Below are 26,232 nucleotides of genomic sequence, written 5' to 3' on the forward strand. Positions count from 1 at the left end.
GCGGCGATCAAATCTCGTCCGGGTCCCAAGCCGAGATCCGGCGCAGCTTATCGATCATGCCGGGGATCACGTCCAGGGCCGTGTCGACATCCGCGTCGGTGTTGAAACGGCCTAGGGACATTCGGATGGTCGAACGGGCGAACTCGGGCCGCAGGCCGATGGCCTTGAGAACGTGGGAGACTTCCTCGGAATCCTCGCTGCAGGCCGACCCGGTCGAGATATAGATGCCTTTGGTGGCCAGCCCCAGCAGAATCGCCTCCGCCTCCAGGCCCAGGACGGAGTAGCTGAGGGTAGTCGGCACCCGGTTTTCGGGGTGGCCGTTGCTATGGAGCTTCGGGACGCGGGCTTCCAGCCCGGCCCGGAGGCGTATGGCCAGAGCCGTCAGCCGGGGCTTATCAGCGCGCATCCGCTCGGGCAGGATCCGGGCCGCTTCGCCGAAGCCGACGATGCCGATGGTGTTCTCGGTCCCGGCTCGCAGGCCCCGCTCCTGGTGGCCGCCGTGGACGAACGGAGCCAAAGGAGTGCCCTTGCGGACATAGAGGGCGCCGACCCCCTTGGGGCCGTAGATCTTGTGGCCGGATACGGTTAGGAGATCGATACCCAGGGCGTTCACGTCGACGTCGATCTTGCCGTAAGACTGGACGGCGTCGGTGTGCATCAGGGCGCCTTTTTCATGGGCGATCTCGGCGATCAGCGCGATCGGCTGGATCGTCCCGATCTCGTTGTTGGCGTGCATCACGGAGACGAGAGCGGTTTGCGGCGTCACGGCGTCGCGAAGCGCCCCGAGGTCGATCGAGCCGAGAGAATCGACCGGGACGTAAGTTACGCGAACGCCCTTGCGCTCGCAGTAGGCAGCCGTTTCCTGGATGCCCGGGTGTTCGATGGTCGAGAGGACGATTTCGCGCCGGTCGGGACAAGCGTCCAGGACGCCCAGGAGGGCCTGATTGTCCGACTCTGTCCCGGAACCCGTAAAATAGATGTCGCCCTTGGCCGCACCGAGGGATCGGGCCACATGGTCGCGCGCTTCATTGAGGATTTCTTTGCCCTGGCGGCCGATGGGGTATAGCGAGGATGGGTTGCCGAACTGATCCCGCATGAAAGCCGTCATCTTGTCGATGACGGCCGGATCCAGGGGCGTCGTGGCGTTGTTGTCGAAGTAAACCATCTCGATCTCGCTTTCGCGGCTTAGGGCCGAGCTTCTATTCTAGCAGAAACGGACGAAAAAATACTATTCCGATAAGAAAGTATGTTCCAGGCCCGATAGGGAAAAGCGCGGCGGGAGGGCGGGCGAAACGCCCGTTCCCCCGCCGCGCGGGGGAGAAGCCGGCGGGTCAGGCCAGCTTGTCTTTGAGGATGCGGACGACTTCCAGCCCGGCTCTCTTCTGGCCTTCCTCGGCCTGGGAGGCGATGTGCGGGGCGGCGATGACGTTGGGATGATCAACGAGCGTCCAGTCCTCGGGCGGCTCCTTGGCGTAGACGTCTAAAGCGGCGGCCCGAACCTTGCCCGCGTTGAGGGCGGCCAGAAGGGCGATCTCGTCGACAACCCCGCCGCGGGCGGCGTTGATCAGGATGACGCCGTCCTTCATGCGCCCAAACTCGGCCGGGCCGAGCAGGGCGCCGGGGGTCTTGGGGACGTGCAGGGTGATGATGTCGGCTTGGGCCAAAAGATCGTCCAGGGCGACCTGCTTGACGGTTAGGGCGGTTTTGATCGGGACGACGTCATAAGCTACGACGCTCATGCCGAAGGCCAAAGCCCGCTCGGCCACGGCCAGCCCGATGCGGCCGGCCCCAACGAGGCCCAGGGTCTTGCCGAAGAGTTCCGTGCCGTGCAGCACCTTCTTTTCCCACTTGTGCTGCTTCATCGTCAGATTGGCCCGGCCCGTTTGGCGGACCGCCGCCAGCATCAAACCGAAGGTGTACTCCGCCACCGTGATCGTGGTGGCGGAGGGCGTGTTGGCCACGGCCACGCCTTTGGCCTTGGCGGCCACGGCGTCGACGTTGTCCAGGCCGATGCCGGCCCGGACGACGATCTCGAGGCCCGCGGAGGCGTCGATCACGGGCTTGGTGATCTTGGTGGCGCTGCGGACGACCACGGCGTTGAAGCCGGGGACGATCCGGACCAGACCGGCCTCATCCAGTCCGGTCTTGACGGTGACCTCGAAGCCGGGCACGCCTTTCAGAAGCTCCACGGCCTCCTTGTCCAGCGAATCGGCGATCAGGATCTTTTTCATGCCCAGTTCTCCCGCAGGATCGGTTCGGCCGCTTTGATCGCGGCTCCCGTCTCGAAGGCGTAGCCCAGGTCGGCCAGGGTCATTTCCAGGGCGGTCAGGGCGGTGATGATGTCGAACCCGCCCATGTAGCCGAGGTGGGCGATCCGGAAGAACTTGCCCTTCATCGGATCCTGGGCCCCGGCGATGTAGGCCATGTACTTGTTCTGCATCGTCTTGACGATCTTGCCGCCCTCGAGGCCGGCCGGGGTTTTGACCGCGGTCAGGATGTTGCCGGGCTTCTCGGAGAGCAGCTCCAGGCCGAGGGCTTTGATGCCGGCCCGGGTGGCGTCGCCCAGGATGCGGTGGTGAGCGAAGAGCATCTCCAGCCCCATCCCGGCGATGATGTCGAGGGCCTTCTTTTGCTGGATGACCAGCGACACGGCCGGCGTCCAGGGCGTCGTCTTGTCGGCCAGGTTCTTCTTGGCTTTCTTGGCGTCAAAATAGAAGCGGGGGCACTTGGCCGATTCGACCATCTTCCAGGCTTTGGGACCGAAGGCGATATAGGCCAGGCCGGGCGGGATCATAAACGACTTCTGGCAGCCCGAGACCATGAGGTCGACTTTCCATTCATCCATCGGGCAGGGGGTCGCGCCGGTGCCCGAAATGCCGTCGACGATCAGGACGGCGTCGGTCTTGGCGACGACCTCGCCGAAGCCCTGGACGTCGAAGATGGCGCCGGTCGAGGTCTCCGAGAGCTGGCAGAGGACGGCTTTGCAGTCGGGCAGGGCCTTCAGCTCGGCCTCCAGCTTCTCTTTGGGGTAGTCCTTGCCCCACTCGACCACGATCTCCTTGTAGGCGATGCCGTAGGCCTTGCAGATGCTGCCCCAGCGCTCGCCGAACTTGCCGGCGTTGATGGTCAGGACCTTGTCGCCGGGCGACAGGGTGTTGACGACGGCGGCTTCCATCGCCCCGGTGCCCGAGGATGTCAGGATGAAGACATCCTCCTTGGTCCCAAAGACCATCTTGAGCATCTCCGTCGCCTCCATGAAGATCTTGGAGAACTCGGGTGTCCGATGGTGGATGATCGGCTCGGCCGCCGCGGCCAGGACGGACTCCGGCACCGGTGTCGGGCCGGGGGACAACAGGTAATACTTTTTGATCATGAGGCCTCCTTGGATGAATGGCCGGCCCGCTTTTGACAAAAGCGTCTTTTGCGGGCGGTTGTATGTGACATTTGATATTTAATATAGGTCAATAAAAAGACGTTTGTCAATCTCCGGCCCGGGCCAGGATCTCGGTCAGCAGGGCCGCCCGCTCCAGCAGAGAGGACAGGAGGCAGTGCTCATCGGCGGCGTGGATGCCGTCGCCGTCCGGCCCCAACCCGTCCAGGACGGCGGCGCCGGTCCCGGCCGCGATGGATCCGTCCGAGCCGCCGCCGGCCCGACCGGCGGCCAGGGTCAGCCCGAGCCCGGCCGCCGCTTCGCGGGCCTTGGCTAGGAGCCTATCGGAGGCCGCGGTCCGTTCGAGAGGCGGCGTTGCGCCGGCGATCGTAGCCCGGGTCTTAGCGCCGCGGACGACCGGGCTTAGGGTTCTTGCGGCCGCCAGGATCTTCTGCTTTTGGGCCGTCGTCCAGAAGCGGAAATCAAGCTCGGCCCAAGCCGCCTCCGCGACCACATTGGCCTTTTCGCCGCCGCCGATCCGCCCGACGTTGAGGCTGACGTCCTTGCTCCGCAATGCGGCCAGCTTGCGGATTTGGCCGATCAGCTCCTCGACGGCGCTGACTCCTTTTTCGGGCTGACCGGCGTGGGCCGCCCGTCCGGACGACTCCAGGCGCACGACCAGGCGGCCCTTACGCTGGATCTTGAGCCCGCCGCCCGGCAGGGCGGGTTCCAGGCACAGCACGGCCGAGGCCCGCCGGGCTTCGGCCCGGATCAGATCGTCCGCCTCGGGACAGCTTTCTTCCTCGGACGAATTGAGGAATAAGGCGATCCTCTTTCCGGGCTTGCGGTTGAGGTCGCTCAGGGCCCGCAGGGCGGCGTAAGCCATGACGACGCCGGCCTTCATATCCAGGACTCCCGGCCCATAGATCTTGTCGCCCTGGATGTAGAACGGCATCTGGACCAACCGTCCGACCGGCCAAACCGTGTCGATATGGGTCAGGATAAGGATTCGATCGTCCCCGCCGGCCCCGGCGCGAGGCGGCCATTCGATCAAATGAAAGTCGCCGACCGACGCCTGCGGCAGGCGGGTGATCTTGGCGCCCAGCGACCGGAATCGGGCGACGGCTTGGGCCGAACACGCGTCGACCGCCTTTTTGTCCGAGGTCGGCGATTCGAGCTTGACCAGCTCCTTCAGCAAACCGATGAGCTCGCCCTGGCGGGACTTGAAATACAGTCGGAAATCCATGCCGCCTCCTTTTCCCCGGCTCAATCTAACACAACCCGGCGCGCCCGGGAAGCGGCCGGCGATAAAGTCTTGATCGCGACGCCCGACGCTTCTTGGATGAAGAGCGCCCCGTCGGCGGGGCCGGAAAAAAACCGGCCTCGCGGTCAAGGTGTTCGGCATCCCCGGGGCAACGCGATTCCGGATTTACTTTTTCCGTCGTTTCTCTTACATTAACAACAGATCATGCGCCCTCAACGCCGTTCGCCGGTCCGCCTGGGAAGGGGAGCCATCGTCCTTTTCCTGGCGCTCCTTCTGCGGGCCCAGGTTTATTACCCTTGGAAGGACGTCCAGATCGGCGGCTTGGAAGGCCAGGGCTGGTGCGGCCTGACCCTCATCCCGACCAAGGACGCCGGCTTCGGCTTTCGGTTCAAGATCGAGAAGGACGGAGCCTTGATCGACGGGGACAATCTTTTTTATATGGTTTCCGAAGTCGGGCCCAAGGCGCCCGATGGAGTTTACGCCCGGGTCCGGTTCGATCTCAGCCTGCCCGTCCTGCCGGCCGACAGCCGCAAGGACACGCCGATCCTGATCAAGCCTTCGCCGCCCAAGGAAACCCTGACCCTGGAATGGTCCCGCCAGGATGAAGACACCGTCATCGGCCGGCTGACGGCGCCGGCCGGCTTGCGCGTCCATCTTCTGACTTATTTCCCCTGGGACTTCAAGGGGGTCTTTCGCACCCTGGCCGACGGTTTGATCCAGGGCGACGCCCGGGCGGCCAAGCCGGCCCGCTTTCTGCTTTGGACCGACCGCCCCGGAGAGCCGGGCAAGACCGCCGAAGGCGAAGAGGCCGAGCAGGTCTTCCCGACGGACCGGGAGCGAGTCCTGCGGTTCGCGGCAGGTGTGGGCGAAGACCTCGAGTCCATCCGGACGCGGCTGGAGCGGTTCCGCCGCCGCAAGACGATCGACGGCTTGTTGGAGGAGGAGGAGGCCCGTTACGCCAAAAAAAGGGTCCTGATCAAGGGCGATCTCTTTGCCGGCGCGCCCGAGTCCATCACCAACAACCTGTATTGGATGGTCCTCTACCAGCCCGGAGCCCATCGTCTTTATACGCCGGCCGGCCGCCGCTGGATTTTCCCGCGGCCCGACGGCGGCCCCGATCATTGGACGATCTTCGCCTGGGACTCCTTCTTCAACGCCCTCGAGCTGGCCGTCGAAAGCCCTAAGCTGGCCGTGGACGCGATCCGGGCCGTGCTGGAGACCCAGTACCCCAACGGCAACATCCCCAACTGGAGGGGCCGTTTCGGCGGCACCCCCGACCGCTCCGAGCCCCCGGTCGGCGCCTATTGCACGCTGAAGCTGTTCCAGCGTTTGGGAGACATGGATCTACTAAAAACGGCCTATCCTGTCCTGCGCCGCTGGCACGCCTTCTGGAAGGCGCGCCGGCCGAACGGGCAGCCGCGCCGGGACGGCAACGGCGACGGACTCCTCGAATGGGGCTCGGATTCCGGACTCCTGGCCGATAAGTCCCAGGTTCCGCCTTGGGAGCAAGGCGCTTCGGGCGAACAGCGGGCCAAGTGGGAATCCGGTCAGGACGACCTGCCCAACTGGGACGACGTCCCCTTCGATGCCGAGGCCGGCACGCTGACGATGAACTGCCTCGACCTCAATTGCCTTTACGCTCTGGACGCGTCCTGTCTGGCCCAGATGGCGGCGATCCTGGGCCGCCGCGACGAGAGCGACGCGTACCAAGCCGAGTACGAGAAGATCCGCGAGCTCATCAACGACCAGCTCTGGAACCCGCGCGAGAACTTCTACTTCGACCGCCATTGGGACGGCCGGTTCTCGACCCGCAAGGCGGCCTCGAACTTCTACCCCTTGCTGGCCCGCATCCCGGACGAGCGGCGGGCCCGGTTGATGCTGCGCCGGCTGCTCAATCCCAAGGAGTTCTGGGGCGACTATGTCCTGCCCTCGATCTCCCGCGACGACCCGGCGTTCAAGGACCAGCAGTACTGGCGGGGATCGATCTGGCCGCCCACGAACTACCTCGTTTACCAAGGACTCAAGGCTTACGGCTTCGACATCGAAGGCTCCGAGTTCGCGGCCCGAAGCGCCGGCCTGTTCCTGCGAACCTGGCGCAACTTCCAGCTTTGCCCGGAGAACTTCGACGCCCGAACGGGCGAAGCGGCCGGCCAGCGATACCAGAGCTGGGGACCTCTGTTCGCCCTGATGGCCTTGGAAGAATATCTGGACTTCACGCCTTGGGAGGGCTTCCGCTTCGGTTTGCTCAAGCCCGAGAGCAAGGGAACTCTATCGCACCTCGCGGTGCAGGGCCGGTCCTACGACGTCGAAGTGGGCCCCAAGCGGATCCGTCTGCTCGAGGACGACCGGGAGATCTTCGCCGCGGACGGCGGGGCGGTCGTCCGTCACTTCCTCTACTCGGAGAACGAAGTTTCTTTCGAGATCGCGAGCCTGCGCCCGCGCGAAGTCTTGATCCGATTCCTGCGCGAGGGCAAGTACCAATTGCTCGTGGACAACGCCCCGCGCGAGGTGTTCCGGGGCGATTCGTTCCGGATCGACGTGCCGGCCGGAACCCACTCCATCCTGTTCCAGCTCCTGGAAGGTCTGGACAACCCACTGTAACCTTTTACCGCGCCCGAGCGTATTACAAGGGAACCCGGCCGCGGCGCGAGGGGATTTTTATGCTTCCCGGCCGGAATTAAGGAGCGGATCATGATGGACCGGAACGGAATGATGCGAGCGGCGCTCGGCCTGCTGGCGTTGTCGGCGGCCGCCGTCGCCTTCGGCCAAACGCCCGGACAGGCCGACCTAGAAGCCCTCAAGAAGACCGCACCGAAGGTCTATCTCGATTGCGGCGAATGCGACATCGAGTACATCAAGACCGAGGTGACGTTCGTCAACTATGTCCGGGACCGCAAAGAAGCCCAAGTCCATATCCTGATCACCACCCAGGCGACGGGCAGCGGCGGCCGGGAGTATATGCTCAACTTCCTCGGCCAGAACGAATTCAAAGGCCTGGACGATACAGTCCAATATTTTTCGAACAGTACGGATACGGACGACGAAGTCCGGCACGGGCTGGTCAAAGCCCTCAAGATCGGGCTGGCCGGCTACGCCGCCCGCACCCCGATCGCCTCCCGCCTGACTGTCCAGTACACGGCTCCGCCCCGAACCGGCCCCATCGTCGACCGCTGGAACAGCTGGGTCTTCAGCCTTAACTCGTCCGGCTATTTCAACGGCGAAAAATCGCATACCCAGAACAGCTGGGGCGCGAACGCCTCGGCCAACCGGATCACCGCTGGGAGCAAGCTGCGGCTAGGCTGGTCGGCCGATTTCCACGGCGACCGGTTCGAGTACGAAGGCGAGACGATCAAGAGCCACCAGGAGAGCTACGAGTTCAACGGCCTTTACGTGACGGCTTTGGGCGACCACTGGTCGGCCGGCCTGGCCCTGGACGTGGAGTCCTCCACCTACGACAACAACCGGCTGAGCGTCGCGCCCGCCCCGGCCATCGAGTTCAACGTCTTCCCCTACGCCGAGTCGTCCCGCCATCAGCTTCGCTTCCTGTATAAGATCGGGTTCGAGTCCGTCCGCTACCGCGAGGAGACGATCTATTTCAAGACCCGGGACAGCCTGTTCAAGCACAGCCTTTCGGCGACGCTGGAAATGAAGGAGAAGTGGGGCTCGATCTCCACGGTGCTGTCCGGCTCCCAATATTTCAACGACCTGACGAAATACCAGGTCAACATCTTCGGCAGCGTCAACTTGAACTTGCTCAAGGGCCTCAGCCTGTACGTGGCGGGCGGAGGCGGGCGGATCCACGACCAGCTCGGTCTGATCAAGGGCGAGGCCAGTCTGGACGAGGTGCTGCTGCAGCGCCGCCAGCTCGAGACCGGCTACAACTACTTCGTCATGGGCGGGCTGAGCTTCACCTTCGGCTCGATCTATACCAACGTCGTCAATCCGCGGTTCGGCAACCAGGGCAGCGGCGGCGTCCATATCGTGATGAATTGAGGAGCTCGGCCATGATACGATCACAACAATCCCGATTCGCCGCCGCCGGCCTTCTCTTGTTCCTGCTCCTCGCCGCCGGCGCCTTGGCCCAAGTCACGGACAAGCCTCCCGCCAACGCCGCCGACAACCTGCCCCGGGTCTGGCTGGAAGGGCCCGGCCTGTCCGGAGAAGCCCTGCAGGCGGATATCGCTTTCGTCCGCTTCGTCACGGACCGGGCCCAAGCCCAGGTCATCGTCACGGTCGAGCCGACACGCGTCCTGTTCGCCGGGCGGGGGGAGTATGAAAAGACGCGGGCCGAGTATCCGCTGGGTCCCGAGCCGAACGAGCCCCCGGACCGGTTCCGCACCCGGCTCGTCCAGACGCTTCGCCTGGGGCTGCTTCGCTACGCCTCGAAATCGCCGGCCGCCGGCCTGCTCAGCGTCAGCCTGCTCGACGCCGTCAAGCCCACCTCGGTCGTCGACCCCTGGAATTTCTGGGTCTTCAGCGTCTCCGGCAACACCTTCGTCAACGGCGAGAAATCCTACGCCATGAGCAACTTGTTCGGCAGCTTCTCGGCCAACCGGGTGACGCCCGATTGGAAGCTCCGGATGTCCGCCGGACTGTCCTTGTCGCGCAACCGATACACCCTCGAAGACTACGACTACACCAGCGATTCGCACAGCACCAGCTTCAGCGGCCTGGCCGTCAAGAGCCTGGGCGACCATTGGTCCGCCGGCGTCATTCTGGAGTTCCAGCGCAGCACGTATGCCAACACCCGCTGGGGCGTCAACCCCCGGCCGGCGATCGAATACGACGTCTTCCCCTATGCCGAATCGACCAAGCGCCAGTTCCGCTTCCTATACACGATCGGCCCCACGTTCATCCGCTACGACGAGCCGACGATCTACGACAAGACCCGCGAATCGCTGCTGGGCCAGTCGCTGACGGCGGCCCTCGAGTTCAAACAGCCGTGGGGCGCTCTCAGCGCCGATCTGACCGGCTCCCACTATTTCCACGACCTCAGCAAATACCGGGTCGAGCTGAGCGCCGAAGTCTCGATCCGGCTGTTCAAGGGCTTCAACGTCAACTTCGAAGGCAGCGGCTCGCGCGTCCACGATCAGCTCAACCTGGCCAAGGGCGGGGCGACGCTGGAGGAAGTCCTGCTGCAAAGAAAACAGCTCGCCACCGGCTACAGCTACAGCTTTCAGGCCGGGTTCAGCTACAGCTTCGGCTCGATCTTCAGCAACATCATCAACCCGCGGTTCGGCTCGGGCAACGGCGGGTTCAGCATGAACATCAGCATGTAGCCCGGCTCCGGGCGCGGCGGAGGGCGACGTGGATCGGCGCCGCGTCCAGCTCCTGGGTCAGGACCCGGTTGACCCGCTCATAGGTGGGGGGCACTTCGGCGAATATCGCGCGTAATCCTTGGGCCATCGGTCCTTGTCCGTTCTCCCGAGAAGGGATATTATACAAAACCCGGGAGAAAATCCCGATGCCGCGATGAAGAGGAGAGACCCATGAGCCATTCGACCAGCCGCCGTGATTTCCTCAAGTCGGGCGCCGTGCTGGGTGCGGCCGCCTTGGCCGCAACCTCGCCCCTGCGGGCTGCTCCGCCGCAGGCGGCCGCCAAGCCGGGACTCCGGGCCGTGGCTTCTGGAAACGGCATCCGGGCCACCGAGAAGGCGATGGAGCTTCTCCGCTCCGGCGCCGACCCGGTGGACGCCGTCATCGCCGGCGTCAACATCGTCGAGGATGATCCCAACGACATGTCCGTCGGCTACGGGGGTCTGCCCAACGAAGAAGGGGAGGTCGAGCTGGACGCCTCGGTCATGCACGGCCCGACCCACGCCAGCGGCGCGGTGGCCGCCATCAAGAACATCAAAAATCCTTCCAAGGTCGCCAAGCTGGTCATGGAACGGACCAACCACTGCCTGATCGTCGGCGAAGGGGCTTTGAAGTTCGCCCTGGCCTACGGCTTCCAGAAGGAAAACCTCCTGACGGAGAAGGCCCGCGAAGCCTGGCTGCGCTGGAAGGAGAGCCTGTCCGACAAGGACGCCTGGTACCCGCCGGCCAAGAACCTGCCCGCCGATCTGCAGGCCGTGCTGATGACCTACGGCACCATCAACTGCTTGGCTCTCGACGGCAAGGGCGATCTGGGCGGCGTGACGACGACGAGCGGACTGTCCTGGAAGCGGCCGGGGCGGGTGGGGGATTCGCCCATCATCGGAGCCGGCCTTTACATCGACAACACCATCGGCGGGGCCGGGTCGACCGGCTTCGGCGAGGTCAACATCCTGAACCTGAGCAGCTTCCAGATCGTCCAATTCATGGGCCAGGGGATGTCGCCGGAGCAGGCCTGTCTCAAGCAGCTGGAGCGGGTGGCCGACAAGGCCCGCCTGCATCCGCGCCTGCACGGCAGCGACGGCCGGCCCAACTTCGGCATGAGCTACTACGCCCTCAACAAGAAGGGGGAGTTCGGCGCCGCGATGATGACCGGCCCGGCCAAGTTCGCCGTCCACGACGGGACGACCAACGCCATGCGGGACGCGGCCTACCTGTTCAAGGCCTGATCTCGCCGTCACGGCCGGATCCGTCCCGCTCCAGGACAAGAGCCGAAAAACCGCGAGCGGCAAGCGCGGCGGCGATACGGTCGGCCTCGTTGCGCCCGGAACCGGGGATGCGGACCCTGTAATAGACGCCACCGTCCGCGGGTGTGCGCATTACGCGGAGGCTTGGATAGTCGCTTTTCAGCTGCGCGGCCAGCGCTTGGGCGTTGGCCTCAACCGTGAAGGCGCCGGCCTGGACGTAGTAATGCGGCGCGGAGCCGGCGGGGGGGGCCTCCAAGATTTCCAACCGGACCCGGACCGTGCCGGGCCCGACCATGTCCAGGCCTCGGGCCGCGGCCAGGGACAGATCGATGATCCGATCGTCCACGAACGGACCGCGGTCGTTGATCCGGACGCGAACCTGCCGGCCGTTCTCGAGGTTGGTGACGAGAACCTTGGTGTTGAACGGCAGCGTGCGATGAGCCGCCGTCATCTCGTTCATGTCGTAGACCTCGCGGTTGGAGGTTGCCCGGCCCTGAAAGCCCGGCCCGTACCAGGACGCGATCCCCGTTTCAAGCGCGCTTCGGGCGACGGGACCGGAAGCAGGCGAGGGGAGCCTGGTGCAGAAAGTCAGCCCTAGGAGCGAGGCCATAAGAAGCGGCCCCAGGCCCGACGGGCGGACGTGCCGACGGCTGGTCTTCATGACGAACCTAGCATGCCAGGGAAGGCGCGGATCGGCCATCACCGAACAGGGTGAATCCGGCGTTGATATTCCCGTGGCGCAGGGTCACCCCTAGCGGTGAGGAGCGGCGCCTCCGTTGGCGCCGTCGAAGCTCCGGCCCGTCCTTGGGGGTCTCTCGCGGATGAGGTAGAATATCGAGCATGGTCAAGATCGGGGATCAAGCGCGGCGTTGGCTGGCTTTCGCGCCGGCCGTCCTTTATTATGCCGGGATCTTCTGGCTGTCCTCGAGAAGTCATCCGCCGTCCCTGCCTTCGTTTCCGCTGGCCGACAAGGTCGCGCACGTCTTTCTCTATACCGGCTTCGGGGCCGGGCTCCGTTTCGCCTGCGGCCGGTTCCTCCGGGAAAGGCCAGGGGCCGTTTTCGGAGCGGCTTTCGCCCTCGGCCTGCTGGGCGGCATCCTCGACGAGATCCACCAGGCTTTCGTGCCCCTGCGGGATTCCAACGTCTGGGACGCCGCCGCCGACGCCCTGGGCGTCTTGGCCGGCATCGTCATCTTCGCCTGGATTGCCGTCCGATGGAGGGCTTCTTCTCGAGCCCGGGATTGACGGCCGGGCGTCTTGACTCCGGCCGCCTCTTTTCCTATTATACCTATAGGAAATATGATTCGAGAAGCCGAACACCCGAATGCCTTAAAGTTTCTGCCGGCGGCCGCCCTGGCCTTGGCGCTCGCGGCCGCGCCGGCCTGCGGGCTCCTGAACAATCCAACCCGGGCCGGACAGGGCGGCGACGCCTCGACGAAGCTCGTCCACGGCTTAAACTTGGGCGGCCAGGCCCACGCCGACGGGCTCTGCCGGCCGCTGGAAAACTGCACGGCCTGCCATGGCGCCGATTTGAAAGGCGGGACGAGCGGACAGCCTTCCTGTTTTTCGTGCCATGCCGACCTTTGGATTCGGCCCAACTGCGGGCAGGGAACGACTTCCCATACCGTCTCTCTCAAAGGCATCATGCATAAACCGGAGTATTGCCAGCCGCTGGCGAACTGCACGGCCTGCCATGGCGCCGACCTGCGGGGAGGCCCGGGCGGGATTCCCGGCTGCACCGCTTGCCATGGGGCCCTTTGGACCGCCCCGAACTGCGGCCAAACCGCCCATACCGTAAACCTGGGCGGGAAGATGCACGCGCTGAACTATTGCAACCCGGAGGCCAACTGCACGGGGTGCCACGGCGCCGGCTTGCAGGGCGGGCCGAACGGCGCCCCATCTTGCACGTCGTGCCACGGGACGAAATGGACCAACCCGGATTGCGGCAAGAATACCCACACCGTCAACCTGGGCGGAGTTTTTCACGCCTCCGAATACTGCCGGCCTTATCAGAACTGCGTCTCGTGCCACGGGACGGATCTGCGCGGCGGCGCGAATGGGGCCGCCTCCTGCTTGAAGTGCCACGATCAGAAAAAATGGATGAACTGCGGCACGACCCAGCACACCGACAGCCAGGAAGGCGTCAAGCACGCCCGAAACAAAAAGAACGCCCCCACCGACTGCACGCCCTGCCACGGCTCCGACTTGCGGGGCGGGCCGAACGGGGAGCCATCCTGTTACAAGTGTCACGGCAAGGCATGGTGAGCCGGCTATGCGAAAAGAATCGATTCTATCTCTGAAATCCCTGGCCGCCGGACTGGGCCTCGGCGCCTGCGCCCTGGTTCTCATTTGGACTTTTTCGGCCTGCCGCGCGACTTTGCCCACGGGTGGACCGCAAACCATTCCCGTGCCGGCGGCCAAGCCCGTCTCGGACGAGGTCAAGGCCCATGCCGATACGGGATTCCCGCTGGAAGGGCGGCACGCCGAGCTCGAGTGCGACGCCTGCCACGGCGGCAAACAGGGGCCCAAGCCGGACTGCAAGACCTGCCATACCCCGCCTCACGAGCCCGGCCTGAAGAAGACGTGCGTGACCTGCCACACCCCCGGGCATCCTTTCGCCGAGGTCAAGTTCAAGCATCCGGCCAAGGGACTGTTCACGACCCACCAGGGTGTGGCCTGCCTGGCCTGCCATCCCGGCCGAAAATTCCTGTCCGCCAATCGGGCCTGCGCTTCCTGTCACACCGATTTCCACAAAGGGGCTCAAAACCGGGACTGTTCGGTCTGCCACCGCGGCGGCGATTGGACCAACATCCGATTCAACCACAGCGGCACGGGCTTGCCCTTGATGGGCGCCCACAAGGCCCTGGAGTGCGGCGACTGCCATCGCGACATGCAAACCTTCCGGATCACGCCCCGGCCCTCGTCCTGCGCCGTCTGCCATGACGCCGCCTACCGGAGCTCGCCGTTTCCCCATGCCGCCTACGGCGCCGGCCGGGACTGCCAGGAGTGCCATCTGCAGGACACCTGGAGCTACGCCCACAGCCCCTTCTGGTTCAACATCCAGACCGGCTCGATGGCCGGGCTCGACTGCGCCTCCTGCCACAAGACGCCCGGCAGCTACCGCGAGTATTCCTGCCACGACTGCCATAAGGGCCACACCGGCGATCGCAACGGCCGCTGCCTGGATTGCCATCCCGGCGGTTTCCCGAACGGCGCGCAGATTTCCGGGCGGAGGCCGTCGTGAAGAGCTCCCTGGCCGCGTGGATCCTAGGGGCCGCCTTGGCCCTGGCCCCGCGGCCCGGATCCGGCCAGACCGCTCCCGTGCCCGCACCCGCGCCCGCTTCCGAGCCGGCCGTCCGGCTGAAGGGCGTTCTCTCGCTGCGCTACGCCTATTCCGGATCGTCCGCGGCGTCGACGATCGGCAATTCGCTGCGCCTGACCGGTGCCTTCCGGTTGACCGCCTTGGGCGATAAGATCAGCCTCCGCTATCGGAGCCATCACTGGATCAACTTCCAGCACACGCCCAACTCGGTGCTCGAAAGCCCGTACGAGAACCGGCACATCCTGCAGACCGTCGCCCTGGATACCGACGGGCTTATCGCACCCGGCGTCAAGACGACCCTGGGCCGATTCTTCCCCGATTTCGACTACGCCAGCATCCCGGTGATGGACGGCGGATCGGCCGGATGGGAAGGGGGCGGGTTCTCGGTCCGGGCCGCGGCCGGCCGGATGTTCGATATCTGGACCGGGAAGGAAAGCGGCTCGGATCTGTTCACGGCCGCCCAGATCAAGGTCAAGAAGCCCGGATTCAGCGCCAGCCTGGGCTGGAACGCGGGCCGTTTCCTGGGCCTCCTGCAGAAGGAGATTCCGGCCGGCGTGAGTGTCTCCCTGAACCAGACCGTTTGGCTAGAGGCCTATGGCAGCTACGACCTCGAGCGCAGCGATGTCGCCCGGGCCGGCTTCAGCGCCTCCTGGCACGGCGACTCGACCACGTTCTCCGTCCTGGCCTCGATCTGGCGGAATCCGTTCGACCAGCTCTATATCCTCGACCGGACGCGCGCCTCCGCCTCCTGGGGCTTGTTCGACGCGGCGACTCCGGCTCTCTACCGCGACTTGCGAGTGACGGGCGGCTGGAGCGGCGCCGGCTGGGGCCTGCGCGGTTCGCTGGGAGCCATGTCGGGCGTCCGGTCGGGTTGGCTGGGCAGCGCTTCGATCACGACACCGCCCGTCCTCGGCATCCGGCTGACGGCCGGCGGACAGGCCATGCGCACGGACATGATCGAATTCTACTCCTTGGATATCGGCACGGAAGGCCAATGGGCCGGCCTGGATCTCCGCCTCCAGACCCAGACTCGGTACTATCAATGGCGTCCCCGGGCCTCCGGATTCCACAACCTCGATAATTATACGGAGCTGTCCGCCGAGTATCCCCTCAACCGGCACGTCTTCGCCGGTCTCGCGGGCGGCGGCTATTTCCGGCAGCTGGGCAACGAGCCGTTCAAGCCCCAAGCCGAATTCAGGATGATCATCCGGCTGTAAAGCGGATCAGCGGAAGGCGTTGCGGTCGCAATCCCCATCCTCGCAGCCGCAGAGTCGGGTCAGCCGGCGCTTCAGATAAAGAAAGGCCTTCTGCGGGTCCGAGAACATCTTGAACAGCCCGACATCCTCCGGAGCGATCGTCCCGGCCTTGATCAGGGCTTTGAAATCGATCACTTTGCGCCAGTAGTCCTCTCCATAGAGCACCACGACGACCTCCCGGCGGTCGATCTTGCCCGTCTGGATGAGGGTCATCGTTTCGAAGAACTCGTCCAGCGTGCCGTAGCCGCCGGGGAAGGCGATGACGGCCTTGGCCTGGGAGATGAGAAAGAACTTCCGCATGAAAAAATAGTGGAAGGCGAACGACAGCTCGGGAGAGATATACGGATTCGGAGCCTGCTCCTGCGGCAGAGCGATGTTCATGCCGATGGTCTTCCCGCCCGCCCGGGCCGCGCCGCGATTGGCGGCTTCCATGATGCCGGGGCCGGCTCCGGTGCAGATGACGAAGTTCTTGCCCTTGGGGCGAAGCGGAATGGCCCAGCGGGCCATGCGGAAAGCCAGCTCCTCCGCCTCCCAGTAGTAGCGGTGCAGGCGAGACCGCTTGTCCTCCGGATCGATCCGGGCCGAGCCGAGGAAGAGCACCGTGGTGTTGACCTTCAACCGGTCGAGCCGGGACTTGGGTTCGATGTATTCGCTTAAAATGCGCAGAGTCCGGGCCTCCGGCGAATTGAGAAATTCGGCGTTCTCATAGGCCTTCAGCCCGATGGGATGGGAATTCATGTCCACCTCGCGTTCGCCTGCATCATAGTCGAAAGCCATTTTGACATCAATCGGACGCTGTGGTATTTAATAGCCCGAATAAACCCGCTCGATACCCCGGGCTTTGCAATCCTCAGCCGCGAAGCGGATGAGGGCAGGCGCAAGCCCGGGGTATGGATAGGGTTCATACTGAGCGGCGCTAATAACCCCGATTTTATAGAAATCGGGGTTTGGCGCCGCGAACGTATCGAACAAGGAGCCGAAATGAACGGGCCTTGGGAATCCCTGACGCGCATGGTCTATCCCGGCCGCCTCCTGATCATCGGGGGCGATGCCTCGGGCGAGCACCATGTCGTCCTCTATGCCATTACCGGCCGATCGCCGGCCAGCCAGGCCCGCATGCTCGTGCTGGAGGGCAACGCCGTCTGGACCAAGCCGACCGATCCGGAGATCCTGAAGAAGGGCAACCCGGAGCTTCTGGTCTACCCGGCCGTCATCTTCGGCCGGGGCATCGCGGCCAGCAACGGGCGGCAGACCGTCGACATCGACACGGACGCCTCCGTAAGCGCCGTGGCCGCTCTGGACGCCGGGCTCGCCCCCTGGTCATTTGAGCCCGACGCCCCCATCTATACGCCCCGCATCTCCGGCTGCGTCCTGTCTTCGGGTCGGTCCGCCTTGAGCCTCATCAAAAGGGGCTCGGATGGTCATCCGGTGCGGGCTTTTTACGACCTGGCCGACCGGCCCGGCTGCGGCGCCATGCTGGCGACATATGCCGGCGAGAACAAGGAGCCCCTGGCCGCCTTTGCCGGCGAGCCGGTCGAGATCGTCCTCGAAAGCACCACCCCCGAGGAGACCGCCGAAGCCGCCTATGCCGCGCTGCGCCCATCCGGACGGATCGAGGATTTCCGCGTCGCCCTGGTCTGCGTCTTCGCCCGTCGCGACGCCCTCGAGGAGCGCCGTTTGGCCGTCATCAACCGCCACGAAAGGACCTGATATGAGCCACCCGACGAACGACAAGGCGGCCCGCAAACAGTATTTCACCAAAGTCCAGGAGGATTTCCCCGAGATCCTCTGCTTCGGCGAGCTGAGCTTCCTCAAACGCCTGTCCATGCGCTATGGCGAGAACCCCGGCTACCCGGCGGCCTTCTACATCGAGGAGAAGGCCTCCGGCCCCAACATGGCCACTATGACCGTGCTGCAGGAGGGCTCCAAGGGGCTGGGGTATATCAACGTCGGCGACATGGACTTGGGACAGCGCCTGGCCGCCAAGCTGACCTCGATCCATCCGGACCGGAAGATCGCCGTCCTGGTCAAGCACGAAATGCCCAGCGGGGTGGCCTTGGCCGACGCGCCGGTCGAAGCCTTCGAGAAGGCCTGGGGGACCGATCCGCTTTCGAACTTCGGATCCGTCGACGTCTTCAATTTCGAGGTGGACGAGCCCCTGGCTCGTCTGCTCGTCGAAAGCCCCCGCAACATCGAGGTCGTCTACGCTCCAAGCTTCGCCCCGGCGGCGCTGGAGATCCTGGCCATGCGCAAGCCGCTTCGCGTCGTTCGTATGGGCGCCCCGCTCAGCGAGCCGGCCGCGGACAACGGCCTGGAGTTCAAGCGGGTCGCGGGCGGGCTTCTCATCCAACAGCGCTTCGATTCCCGCATCGTCTCGGCCGATTCGGTCGACGTCGTTTCCCGCCGCGCGCCGACGGCCGCGGAGGTCCAGGCGGCGATTCTGGCCTGGAACGTAGCTGCATTCACCAGGTCCAACGCCATCGTTCTGGCGACGGTGGACAGGATCCACGGCATCGGATCGGGTCAACGAAGCCGGATCGACGCGGCCGAGGACGCCATCCGGCTGTCCCGGCGCGGCTATGGCCCGTCGGGATGCGTCCTGGCCTCCGATGCTTTCATGCCGTTCCCGGACGTCGTGGAGCTGGCCGGACGGAGCGGCATCACCGCCCTCATCTACCCGCTGGGATCGGTCAAGGATCAGGACGTCATCGACACGGCCGACGAGCTGGGTCTGGCCATGATCGTGACGCGCAAACCGGGGGAAACGGACTGCGAGCGTTGCTTCCTGCATCGTTGATCCGGATCTCGCGGGCAGCGGCGGCTATCCTACCGGCCGGCCTGGCCGCCGCGCTGTCGGCCTTTTCGCCCCAGAGCCCCCTCCCCGTCGAAGCCTACGCCCCCGCCGCGGAATCGATCCGGGCCGAAGGGCTCAAATCCGAAGGCGCCATCGCCATCCTATCCCGTCTTCTGGCCCGGGCGCCGCACCGTCTCGCGGGCTCACCCGGATACGAAGAAGCCGCTCGAGCCTGCCTGGACGAAATGCGTTCGTTCGGTCTGCGGACATGGACCGAGCCGGCTCCGGTCGAGCGTTGGACCCGGGGCGGCACCGCGGAGGCAGTGCTCTCGCGTCCCGGATCCTCCGGCCGCATGGTCCTCCGCATCGCCGCGCTCGGCTTGAGCGTCCCGACCCCCGCCGGCGGGCTCGAAGCCCCCCTCGTTGAAGTCCGATCCTTTGAGGAGCTGGAGGCCCTTGGAGACCGCGTTCGGGGGACGATCGTCTTCTTCAGCCATCCGATGAGCCGCGTCCCGATGGAAACTTTCGCCGCCTACGGCGAAGCGGCGGCCTATCGCACCCGCGGCGCCTCCGAGGCCTCACGGCGCGGCGCCGTCGCCGTCCTGGTCCGCTCCGTGACGGCGAGGCTGGACGGCGCACCGCACGGCGGGATGGTCGGCTATGATCCGGCCTGGCCGAAGATCCCGGCCGCGGCGGTAGCGACACTGGATGCCGAGGCGCTCAGCGCCCGCCTGGCCGAGTCTTCCGGATGGCGCCTGCGGCTGCGGCTGGATTGCCGCAACGATCCTCCGGCCGAGGCGCCGATCGTCGTCGGCCAATGGGACGGGACGGATCGCTCCGAAGAGGTTGTGATTCTCGGCGCGCACCTGGACGCCTGGGACCTGGGGCAGGGCGCCCATGACGACGGCGCGGGCTGCGCCCAGGCCATCGAAGCTGTGCGCTTGTTGAAGGCGCTCGGCTTGCATCCAAAGCGCTCTCTGCGCATCGTCCTCTATCCCAACGAGGAGTACGGCGCCAGCGCGGGCCGGGTCTATGCGGCTTCGCCCCGGCGCCAGGGGGAGCGGATCCTCGCGGCCATGGAATCCGATCGGGGCGGCTTGCTTCCCATAGGATTCGGCCTGGGGACGGGCCCGGCCTTCGAAAAGCTGAAGGGCTGGGAGCCGCTTCTTCGGCCCTCCGGCATCCAATGGGTCGGCCCGGGAGGGGGCGGTTCCGATGTCGGCCCCTTGGCGGAGCGCGGAACGGTCGTCATGGGCTTCATCCCCGACAGCCAGCGCTACTTCGACTACCATCACTCCGCCAACGACGTCCTGGCGGCCGTCCATCCTCGGGAGATCGAGCTGGGGGCCGTCGTCGAGGCGATCATGGCCTACGTCCTGGCCCAGGAAGGGATCTGACATGCACCTGGCGATTCTCTGGCACTTCCACCAGCCCATCTATAAAAAGCCGGGCGGCCGGTCCTATGTTCTGCCCTGGGTCAACTTTCACACCAGCAAGAACTATTGGCAGATGGCCCGGCTGGCCCAAGAGGGAGGATGGCCCTCCACTTACAATTTCGTGCCCTGCCTTCTGGAACAGATGGATGATTACGAAAAAGGCGTGGCCGAAGACCCTTGGCAGGCAGCCCTGGAGAAGGCCCCTTCGGACCTGACCGAGCCCGAGCGGGAGCTTCTTCGGCTGCTCCTGCCGGCCGGGAGCCGCGGAGACGACGTGCCCGGCCTAGCCTTACGCGAGATCTTCTCGCCCGTCGACCCTCTACCGGCGGATCGCGATGCCCTGCTCGGAAGGCAGGCGGAGATCCGCCGGCGCGTGCTTCCGGTCTATCGGGACCTTGAGGCGGCGGGCCGGGTCGAGCTGACCGCCTCGGCCTATTATCACCCGATCCTGCCGATGCTCTGCGACGCCCGTTCAGCCGGGTCGCAATGCCCTCCCGGCCTGGACTTCCGCCATCCCCTGGATGCCTCCTACCAGTTGCGGCGGGGGGCGGATCTTTTCGCCGACGTCTTCGGCCGGACGCCGCGCGGGCTCTGGCCGTCCGAGGGGGCGATCAGCCGGGACGCGGCCCGCCTGGCCGCGGAAGCCGGGTTCCGCTATGCCGTCACGGACGAAAATATCCTCTGGAAGAGCCTGGGGAGAGAACCGGATCCGGTCGCGTTGACGCGGCCGTACGACTGCGAAGGCCTGACGGTTTTTTTCCGCGACCGGGAGCTTTCCGATTTGATCGGTTTTACCTACGGCGGCTGGAACCCTCGGGATGCCGCCGCCGACCTCGTCCGCCGACTGGCGGATCGGGCGCGCCGGGTGGGGGAGGACGCCGTCCTGACGCTGGCCCTCGACGGCGAAAACCCCTGGGGAGGCTACCGCGACAACGGTGTGCCTTTCCTGCGCGCCTTCTATGAGCGTCTCGCATCCGAGCCCTGCCTGAGCCCGATCTTCTTCGGTCAGGCGGCTGCTTCGCTTCCCGCCGCGGCGTTGGATCTCGTCCCGGGCACCTGGCTCGGCCATTTCGGCCAATGGGTTGGGTCGCCGGCCAAGGACGACGGCTGGAAAGCCCTGGCCGCCGCCCGCCTGGATTGCGGGCCGACGCCTTCGATCTATGTCGCCGAGGGCTCGGATTGGTTCTGGTGGTTCGGGGAGGAGCCGCATCCAGCCTTTAGCCGGCTGTTCCGCCTGTATCTTGAAGACGCCTACCGCCAATCGGGAGTCCCCAAGCCATGAGCGAAACGCTGACCCTGCTTCTCGCCGTCCACAATCATCAGCCCGTCGGCAATTTCGTCTCGGTCTTCGACCGCGCCTTCCGGGATTGCTACCTGCCCTTCTTCCGGCTGCTCGAGAGGCATCCTCGGGTCCGGATGACGGTGCATTTTTCGGGGCCCCTCTGGGAAGCCATGAAGAGCAAGGAGCGGGCCGCGTTCGACCTGGTCTCCGGCCTCGTCAAGCGGCGCCAGATCGAGCTGATGGGCGGGGGGTTCTATGAGCCCATCCTGGCCATCATCCCCGAGGTGGACCGGCAGGGCCAGCTCCGGATGATGAACGAGTTCCTCGAGGACAGCTTCGGGGCCCCCCCGCGCGGCGCCTGGCTGACCGAGCGGGTTTGGGAGCCGAATCTGGCCAAAACCCTGGCCCTGGCAGGCATCGAATACACCTTGCTTGATGAAGAGCACTTCCGCTACGCCGGAATCGAGGACATCCACCGCATCTACATCACCGAGGACGAAGGCCGGCCGCTGCGCCTGTTTCCCATCGACAAAAAGCTGCGCTATCTCATCCCGTTCCGGCCGATCGAGGAGATCGCGGTCTATCTCGACGAGGTTCGGAATCGGGGTGGATTGGCCATCCTCGGAGACGACGGAGAGAAGTTCGGCATGTGGCCCGGGACCAAGGCCTGGGTCTACGACGAGGGCTGGCTGGAGTGGTTTTTCAGCTTCCTCGAATCGGCCCCCCGGATCGAGACCCGGACTTACGCCGAGGCCCTGGAATCGGGCCCCCTCGGCGGACGCGTCTATCTCCCGCCGGGCTCCTACGAGGAGATGATGGCATGGGTTCTCGAGCCCGACGACGCCCGGACTTTCGAAGTCCTCAAAAAAGGCGTATCCGGGCCGGCCCGCCGCTTCCTGCGCGGCGGCTTTTTCCGCGAGTTCTTCCTTAAATACCCGGAATCCGATCACCTCCATAAGCGGATGCTGGCGGTCTCGCGGGGCGTGTTTGCCGGGGGGGACGAAGCGGCCCGGCGGGAGCTCTACCAGGCCCAGTGCAACGACCCCTACTGGCACGGCGTCTTCGGAGGGCTCTACCTGCCGCATCTGCGGGAGGCGGCTTACTACCACCTCTTGCAAGCCGAAACCCTGACTCCCGCCCCGCCCGGCTGGCAGGCCGGCGATACCGACGCCGACGGACAGATCGTCGTGGCCCGCCGGGACGGCCGCTTCGGGCTGCATCTCAAGCCGGCGCGCGGCGGCGCCCTGACCGAGATCGACTATTTTCCTCAAGGGCGGAACCTCTCCGATGTGCTTTCACGCCGGCCCGAAGCGTATCATCAGCGCCACGAGCCGGGTCAGCCCGGCGAGGGCAAGAGCATCCACGAAATGGGGAAAGCGCTTCCTCCGGGGGCCGAGCGGATGTTCCGCTACGATTGGCATCCCCGCTGGTGCGGCTTGGATCATTTTCTCCATCCCGACACCACGACCGACGGCTTCCAGAGCGGCGCCTACGCCGAACAGGGCGACTTCATCAACCGGCCCTACACTTGGTCGATCGTCCAGGATCGGCTGTTCCTGAGCCGGAAGGGGGTCGTCTGGTCGGGCGAAAGACAGGTCCCGATCTCAGTCCAAAAGGAAATTCGCCCGGAAGACAGCGGCTTCCATTTCCTGTGCACAATCACCAACCTCGACGACAGGGACGCCGATCTTTTATTCGGCTCGGAGTGGAACTTCTACCAGATCCCGGAGGAGTTCGCCTTCGACGAAGGCGGAGCGTCGCTGGCCGGCGGCCGTCTCCGCTTCTCCTTCGAGCCGGCCCGCGATATGTGGTGCTTTCCCCTGCAGACTCTATCCCAGTCGGAGAAGGGCTACGATATCATCCACCAGGGCTTTTGCCTGCTTCCGCTCTGGCGGCTGCAGCTGCCGGCCATGGGCTCGTTCACGCTGCGCGTCCATCTTAGGGAAAACCGTGACGCCTGAGGCGGGATCGCCGAGCCGGCGGACAGCCTGATCGGGAAGGCCATGGATTCCGCCGCCGAATTTCGCCGCGATCCGATCAGCGGACGGTGGGTCTTGATCGCGCCCGAGCGGGCTCGGCGGCCCGGATGCTTTCCGCCCCGCTCGGAGCCTGCGGAGGCCGCGGACTCGCCGGCCGATTGCCCGTTCTGCCCCGGCCATGAGGATCAGACCCCGCCCGAGATTCAAGCCGAGCGCGAGGCCGGCGGCGGGCCGGACCGGCCCGGCTGGCGGGTCCGGGTAGTCCCCAACAAATACCCGGCCGTTGGCCCCGAAGCCGCCCCGGCCGGCGGCCCCATCGAGTTCGGAGAGCGGCAACCGGGCGTCGGCGCTCACGAAGTCGTGATCGAGACGCCGCACCACGATCTCGAGCTGATCGATCTTCCCGACGAAGACGCCGCCGCGGCCTGGCGGATGATCCGCGGCCGAGTCCGGGCCCTCGAGGCCGAGGGCGGCCACCCATACGTTCAAGTATTCAAAAATCGCGGCCGCGAGGCCGGCGCTTCGCGTCGTCATCCCCACACCCAGATCGCGGCTTTGCCGATTCTTCCGCCCCGCCTGGCGGAGGAGGCGGCCATGTTTGCGGACTGGGCCGCCCGGCACGGCGACTGCCTCCTGTGCCGGCTTCTCGCGGCCGAAATCGATGACGGCCGCCGAGTGATCCATTGGAACCGGGCCTTCGCGGCCCTGGCCCCGTTTGGATCATGCTTCCCCTACGAAGTGCGCCTCGTTCCGCTCGCCCACGCCGGATCATTCGCCGATCTTCCGGATGGGGACCTCATGGATCTGGCCGAAAGCCTGCGGCGGGTTCTGGGACTGGCCCGGCGCCTGTTCCAAAATCCGGCCTACAATCTGGTCCTCTACCAAGCACCGATGGGGAAGCCGGGCGCCGGCCGGGAAACGCCTTTCTTCCATTGGCATCTGGACTTCCTGCCCATCCTGGTCACGACTGCCGGGTTCGAGTGGGGGACGGGCATCCACATCAACCCGGTCTCCCCGGAGGAGGCGGCGGCTCGCTTCCGAACCGGCTGATTTCGCTTGACCCCGGGATTCTCCCGGATTATGATTCACCCAGCCGCGGAGATTGACGAGGAGCTTATCCATTTCGTCATACGCCGCGGGGAATTCCATGTTCTCAGGAGGAGATGCCCATGAAGAAAGTAGGGATCCTTACGCTGCTCGTCCTGGCCCTCGCCACGGCCGGCGTCGCCCAGAATCTGACCCGATTCGAGCTCAACCTGTTCGGCGGCTACGGGCTGACCAACGTCAAGGGAGCGACCAACTACGGCGACAGCTGGAGCAGCTACGCGCTGACCAGCGTTCAGGAGAGCACGACCATCGACGCCACCTCCAAGGGCGGCATGTTCTTCGGCGGCGGCCTGGCCTATTACTTCCACCCCAACATCGGCGTGGGCGTCAATTTCGGTTACCTCAAGGCGGCCATCGACACGACCGCGGCGGCCAGCTTTTACTGGCGCTGGAACGACGGCCGGAACTTTACCTACACCTTCGACTACGTCGGCACGGACAACTTCATCCAGAGCATGCCGATCAGCTTCAACCTGATCGCCCGCTTCGGTCAAGGCAATCTCCAGGGCTATGTCCAGGCCGGCCCCACTTTGTACATGAACAAGATCAAGCTGGATTCGGCGATCGCCTACGGCGTGACCGAGATTGGGTTGTACCAGTATGTGGATGCCCTCCAGATCCCGGTCAGCATCGATCAGTCTTGGACGAAAATCGGCGCCGACTTCGGAGCCGGGCTCACTTTCTGGTTCTCTCCCGCGATCGGCCTGTCGCTCGAGGCCCGCTACTTCCTCTGCCCTAAGCAGATCCTGGATTGGAGCTTCGGGCTGGGCAACTACGACGGGTATTTCTTCGGCACGATCAACATGGACTTCGATCAGGACTCGGCCGACTATGTCATCGAGAACGGCCTGATCTCCCAGATCGAGATCAATCCGTCGTTCTTCCAATTCGGACTCGGAGTCAAGATCCGGCTATATTGACGCCTGACCGACGCCGCGAGAGAACCGCATGAAGAGGCTCCTGATCATAGGGGGGGGGGTGTGCCTGCTGGCGGCGGTCGCTTTTCCGCAGACCCTCTCATTGGCCCTGCGGGGCGGGGCGGGATTCGCATCGGGAGGCGACCTAAGCCGGGGCCTACAGGGGCTGATGGATTATTATGCCGCCGAATACGACGGGCTGACCGGGGAGCACTCCTTTCAGCGCCTGGGCTGGACGGCCGGCGGTGAGCTGCTGTTCCATTTGTCGCCAAGGCTGGCCATTGGGCTTGGCGCAGGATACGAGATGCACGGGAAAGAGAGCGTCGTCGAATACGGTATCGACGCCGTGCAAGTGACCGAAACGCTGACGCCGAAGCTCGCGGTTATCCCCGTCACCGCCAGCCTCCATCTCTTCCTCCCCGTGGGCGGCAAGATCAAAATCGATTTGAGCGCAGGCGGCGGGGCTTACCTGACCCGGCTCGACTGGACCTCCAGCTATCGGATTTCGCTTCTCGGCTACACCGGGACGGACGACTTCCACTTCCAAGGCTCGAAATGGGGCCTGGGAGCCCACGCCGGCCTGGGGCTGGAATGGTCGCTCACGCCCGCACTGGCGGCCACTTTGAATATCACCGGCCGCTGGGTCCGCGTCTCGGGGTTCCAAGGCGATTGGACCGAAACGGGTGCCGGCGATTTCTGGAGCTTCACGGAAGGGGGGAGCGACTATTCGTTCTTCTACTACGACTGGAGCTCCGGCAGCACGACCTATCCGCAGGTCGTCTTCCAAACGGACGTTCCCCAAGGGACAACGGTGGCCAACGCCCGCCAAGCCCGGATCGACTTGACCGGTTTCACGGCCACGGTGGGAATCAGGCTGAATCTTTTTTAAGGCCAGCAGACAGCTCCGCACCGGCGGCCTCGGGCCGGCCGGTGTGGGGTTGTTTT

At 65.1% G+C, this 26,232-nt stretch carries 23 protein-coding genes; 16 read left to right on the forward strand and 7 right to left on the reverse strand.

The features are described 5' to 3' along the window. Positions 1 to 7: 7 nt before the first annotated feature. From NTZ26_14520 to NTZ26_14535, 4 genes are all read right to left on the reverse strand, one after another. On the reverse strand, positions 8 to 1,165 hold the full coding sequence (locus NTZ26_14520; GenBank protein MCX6561714.1) for an aminotransferase class V-fold PLP-dependent enzyme: 1,158 nt from the start codon (positions 1,163 to 1,165) through the stop codon (positions 8 to 10). A gap of 166 nt (positions 1,166 to 1,331) precedes the next feature. Continuing rightward, positions 1,332 to 2,231 carry a 3-phosphoglycerate dehydrogenase gene (locus NTZ26_14525; protein MCX6561715.1) on the reverse strand — a complete coding sequence of 300 codons (900 nt, stop codon included), beginning with the start codon at positions 2,229 to 2,231 and terminating at the stop codon, positions 1,332 to 1,334. Then, on the reverse strand, positions 2,228 to 3,373 hold the full coding sequence (locus tag NTZ26_14530; protein ID MCX6561716.1) for an alanine--glyoxylate aminotransferase family protein: 1,146 nt from the start codon (positions 3,371 to 3,373) through the stop codon (positions 2,228 to 2,230). The genes NTZ26_14525 and NTZ26_14530 overlap by 4 nt, the downstream gene beginning before the upstream one ends. Positions 3,374 to 3,479: 106 nt before the next feature. Next, positions 3,480 to 4,616 carry a M20 family metallopeptidase gene (locus NTZ26_14535; protein ID MCX6561717.1) on the reverse strand — a complete coding sequence of 379 codons (1,137 nt, stop codon included), beginning with the start codon at positions 4,614 to 4,616 and terminating at the stop codon, positions 3,480 to 3,482. 222 nt (positions 4,617 to 4,838) lie between these two features. On the opposite strand from NTZ26_14535, the gene NTZ26_14540 reads away from it, so the two are divergent. The 3 genes from NTZ26_14540 to NTZ26_14550 all read left to right on the forward strand — a co-directional run bounded on the left by NTZ26_14540 (position 4,839) and on the right by NTZ26_14550 (position 9,913). Beyond that, positions 4,839 to 7,235: a trehalase family glycosidase gene (locus NTZ26_14540; protein ID MCX6561718.1), complete on the forward strand. Its 2,397-nt coding sequence runs from the start codon at positions 4,839 to 4,841 to the stop codon at positions 7,233 to 7,235. Between the two features lie 90 nt (positions 7,236 to 7,325). Continuing rightward, positions 7,326 to 8,627, forward strand: a complete 1,302-nt coding sequence (locus NTZ26_14545) for a hypothetical protein (protein MCX6561719.1) — start codon at positions 7,326 to 7,328, stop codon at positions 8,625 to 8,627. An 11-nt stretch (positions 8,628 to 8,638) separates the two neighbouring features. Continuing rightward, entirely contained in the window at positions 8,639 to 9,913 is a 1,275-nt protein-coding gene (locus NTZ26_14550; GenBank protein ID MCX6561720.1) for a hypothetical protein, read from the forward strand. On the opposite strand, the gene NTZ26_14555 is transcribed toward NTZ26_14550, so the two are convergent. Then, entirely contained in the window at positions 9,903 to 10,040 is a 138-nt protein-coding gene (locus tag NTZ26_14555) for a hypothetical protein (GenBank protein MCX6561721.1), read from the reverse strand. The two genes, NTZ26_14550 and NTZ26_14555, sit on opposite strands and share 11 nt — an antisense overlap. A gap of 83 nt (positions 10,041 to 10,123) precedes the next feature. Here NTZ26_14555 and NTZ26_14560 point away from each other — a divergent pair, with 83 nt between their 5' ends. Further along, a complete protein-coding gene (locus NTZ26_14560) occupies positions 10,124 to 11,176 on the forward strand; it encodes a N(4)-(beta-N-acetylglucosaminyl)-L-asparaginase (protein ID MCX6561722.1) in 1,053 nt (350 codons plus the stop codon). Here NTZ26_14560 and NTZ26_14565 read toward each other — a convergent pair. Further along, entirely contained in the window at positions 11,166 to 11,855 is a 690-nt protein-coding gene (locus tag NTZ26_14565; protein MCX6561723.1) for a septal ring lytic transglycosylase RlpA family protein, read from the reverse strand. The two genes, NTZ26_14560 and NTZ26_14565, sit on opposite strands and share 11 nt — an antisense overlap. Positions 11,856 to 12,034: 179 nt before the next feature. On the opposite strand from NTZ26_14565, the gene NTZ26_14570 reads away from it, so the two are divergent. Genes NTZ26_14570 through NTZ26_14585 form a run of 4 tightly spaced genes read left to right on the forward strand, consistent with a single transcriptional unit; the run spans position 12,035 to position 15,733 of the window. Then, positions 12,035 to 12,439 carry a VanZ family protein gene (locus NTZ26_14570; GenBank protein MCX6561724.1) on the forward strand — a complete coding sequence of 135 codons (405 nt, stop codon included), beginning with the start codon at positions 12,035 to 12,037 and terminating at the stop codon, positions 12,437 to 12,439. A gap of 54 nt (positions 12,440 to 12,493) precedes the next feature. After that, complete coding sequence (locus NTZ26_14575) at positions 12,494 to 13,459, forward strand: hypothetical protein (GenBank protein MCX6561725.1); 966 nt, start codon at positions 12,494 to 12,496, stop codon at positions 13,457 to 13,459. A gap of 7 nt (positions 13,460 to 13,466) precedes the next feature. Beyond that, entirely contained in the window at positions 13,467 to 14,438 is a 972-nt protein-coding gene (locus tag NTZ26_14580) for a hypothetical protein (protein ID MCX6561726.1), read from the forward strand. After that, positions 14,435 to 15,733: a hypothetical protein gene (locus tag NTZ26_14585; protein MCX6561727.1), complete on the forward strand. Its 1,299-nt coding sequence runs from the start codon at positions 14,435 to 14,437 to the stop codon at positions 15,731 to 15,733. The genes NTZ26_14580 and NTZ26_14585 overlap by 4 nt, the downstream gene beginning before the upstream one ends. A gap of 6 nt (positions 15,734 to 15,739) precedes the next feature. On the opposite strand, the gene NTZ26_14590 is transcribed toward NTZ26_14585, so the two are convergent. Further along, a complete protein-coding gene (locus NTZ26_14590; protein MCX6561728.1) occupies positions 15,740 to 16,549 on the reverse strand; it encodes an LOG family protein in 810 nt (269 codons plus the stop codon). 204 nt (positions 16,550 to 16,753) lie between these two features. Between NTZ26_14590 and NTZ26_14595 the strand changes: the two genes are divergently transcribed. From NTZ26_14595 to NTZ26_14630, 8 genes are all read left to right on the forward strand, one after another. After that, the gene (locus tag NTZ26_14595; protein MCX6561729.1) at positions 16,754 to 17,482 is read left to right on the forward strand and encodes a hypothetical protein; all 729 of its coding nucleotides are present in this window, start codon (positions 16,754 to 16,756) and stop codon (positions 17,480 to 17,482) included. 1 nt (position 17,483) lies between these two features. Beyond that, positions 17,484 to 18,569 (forward strand): hypothetical protein, encoded by a 1,086-nt coding sequence (locus NTZ26_14600; GenBank protein MCX6561730.1) that lies wholly within the window; start codon positions 17,484 to 17,486, stop codon positions 18,567 to 18,569. Next, positions 18,551 to 19,963: a M20/M25/M40 family metallo-hydrolase gene (locus tag NTZ26_14605; GenBank protein ID MCX6561731.1), complete on the forward strand. Its 1,413-nt coding sequence runs from the start codon at positions 18,551 to 18,553 to the stop codon at positions 19,961 to 19,963. Before NTZ26_14600 ends, NTZ26_14605 begins: the two co-directional genes overlap by 19 nt. Position 19,964: 1 nt before the next feature. Continuing rightward, complete coding sequence (locus tag NTZ26_14610; GenBank protein ID MCX6561732.1) at positions 19,965 to 21,284, forward strand: glycoside hydrolase family 57 protein; 1,320 nt, start codon at positions 19,965 to 19,967, stop codon at positions 21,282 to 21,284. Next, a complete protein-coding gene (locus tag NTZ26_14615) occupies positions 21,281 to 23,245 on the forward strand; it encodes a DUF1926 domain-containing protein (GenBank protein MCX6561733.1) in 1,965 nt (654 codons plus the stop codon). The genes NTZ26_14610 and NTZ26_14615 overlap by 4 nt, the downstream gene beginning before the upstream one ends. A gap of 42 nt (positions 23,246 to 23,287) precedes the next feature. Beyond that, positions 23,288 to 24,313: a galactose-1-phosphate uridylyltransferase gene (locus NTZ26_14620; GenBank protein ID MCX6561734.1), complete on the forward strand. Its 1,026-nt coding sequence runs from the start codon at positions 23,288 to 23,290 to the stop codon at positions 24,311 to 24,313. A 119-nt stretch (positions 24,314 to 24,432) separates the two neighbouring features. Further along, a complete protein-coding gene (locus NTZ26_14625) occupies positions 24,433 to 25,290 on the forward strand; it encodes an outer membrane beta-barrel protein (GenBank protein ID MCX6561735.1) in 858 nt (285 codons plus the stop codon). A 28-nt stretch (positions 25,291 to 25,318) separates the two neighbouring features. Continuing rightward, the gene (locus NTZ26_14630) at positions 25,319 to 26,176 is read left to right on the forward strand and encodes a hypothetical protein (GenBank protein MCX6561736.1); all 858 of its coding nucleotides are present in this window, start codon (positions 25,319 to 25,321) and stop codon (positions 26,174 to 26,176) included. Positions 26,177 to 26,232 lie beyond the last annotated feature (56 nt).

It is taken from the genome of Candidatus Aminicenantes bacterium (genome assembly GCA_026393855.1).
Lineage (GTDB): Bacteria > Acidobacteriota > Aminicenantia > Aminicenantales > UBA4085 > UBA4085.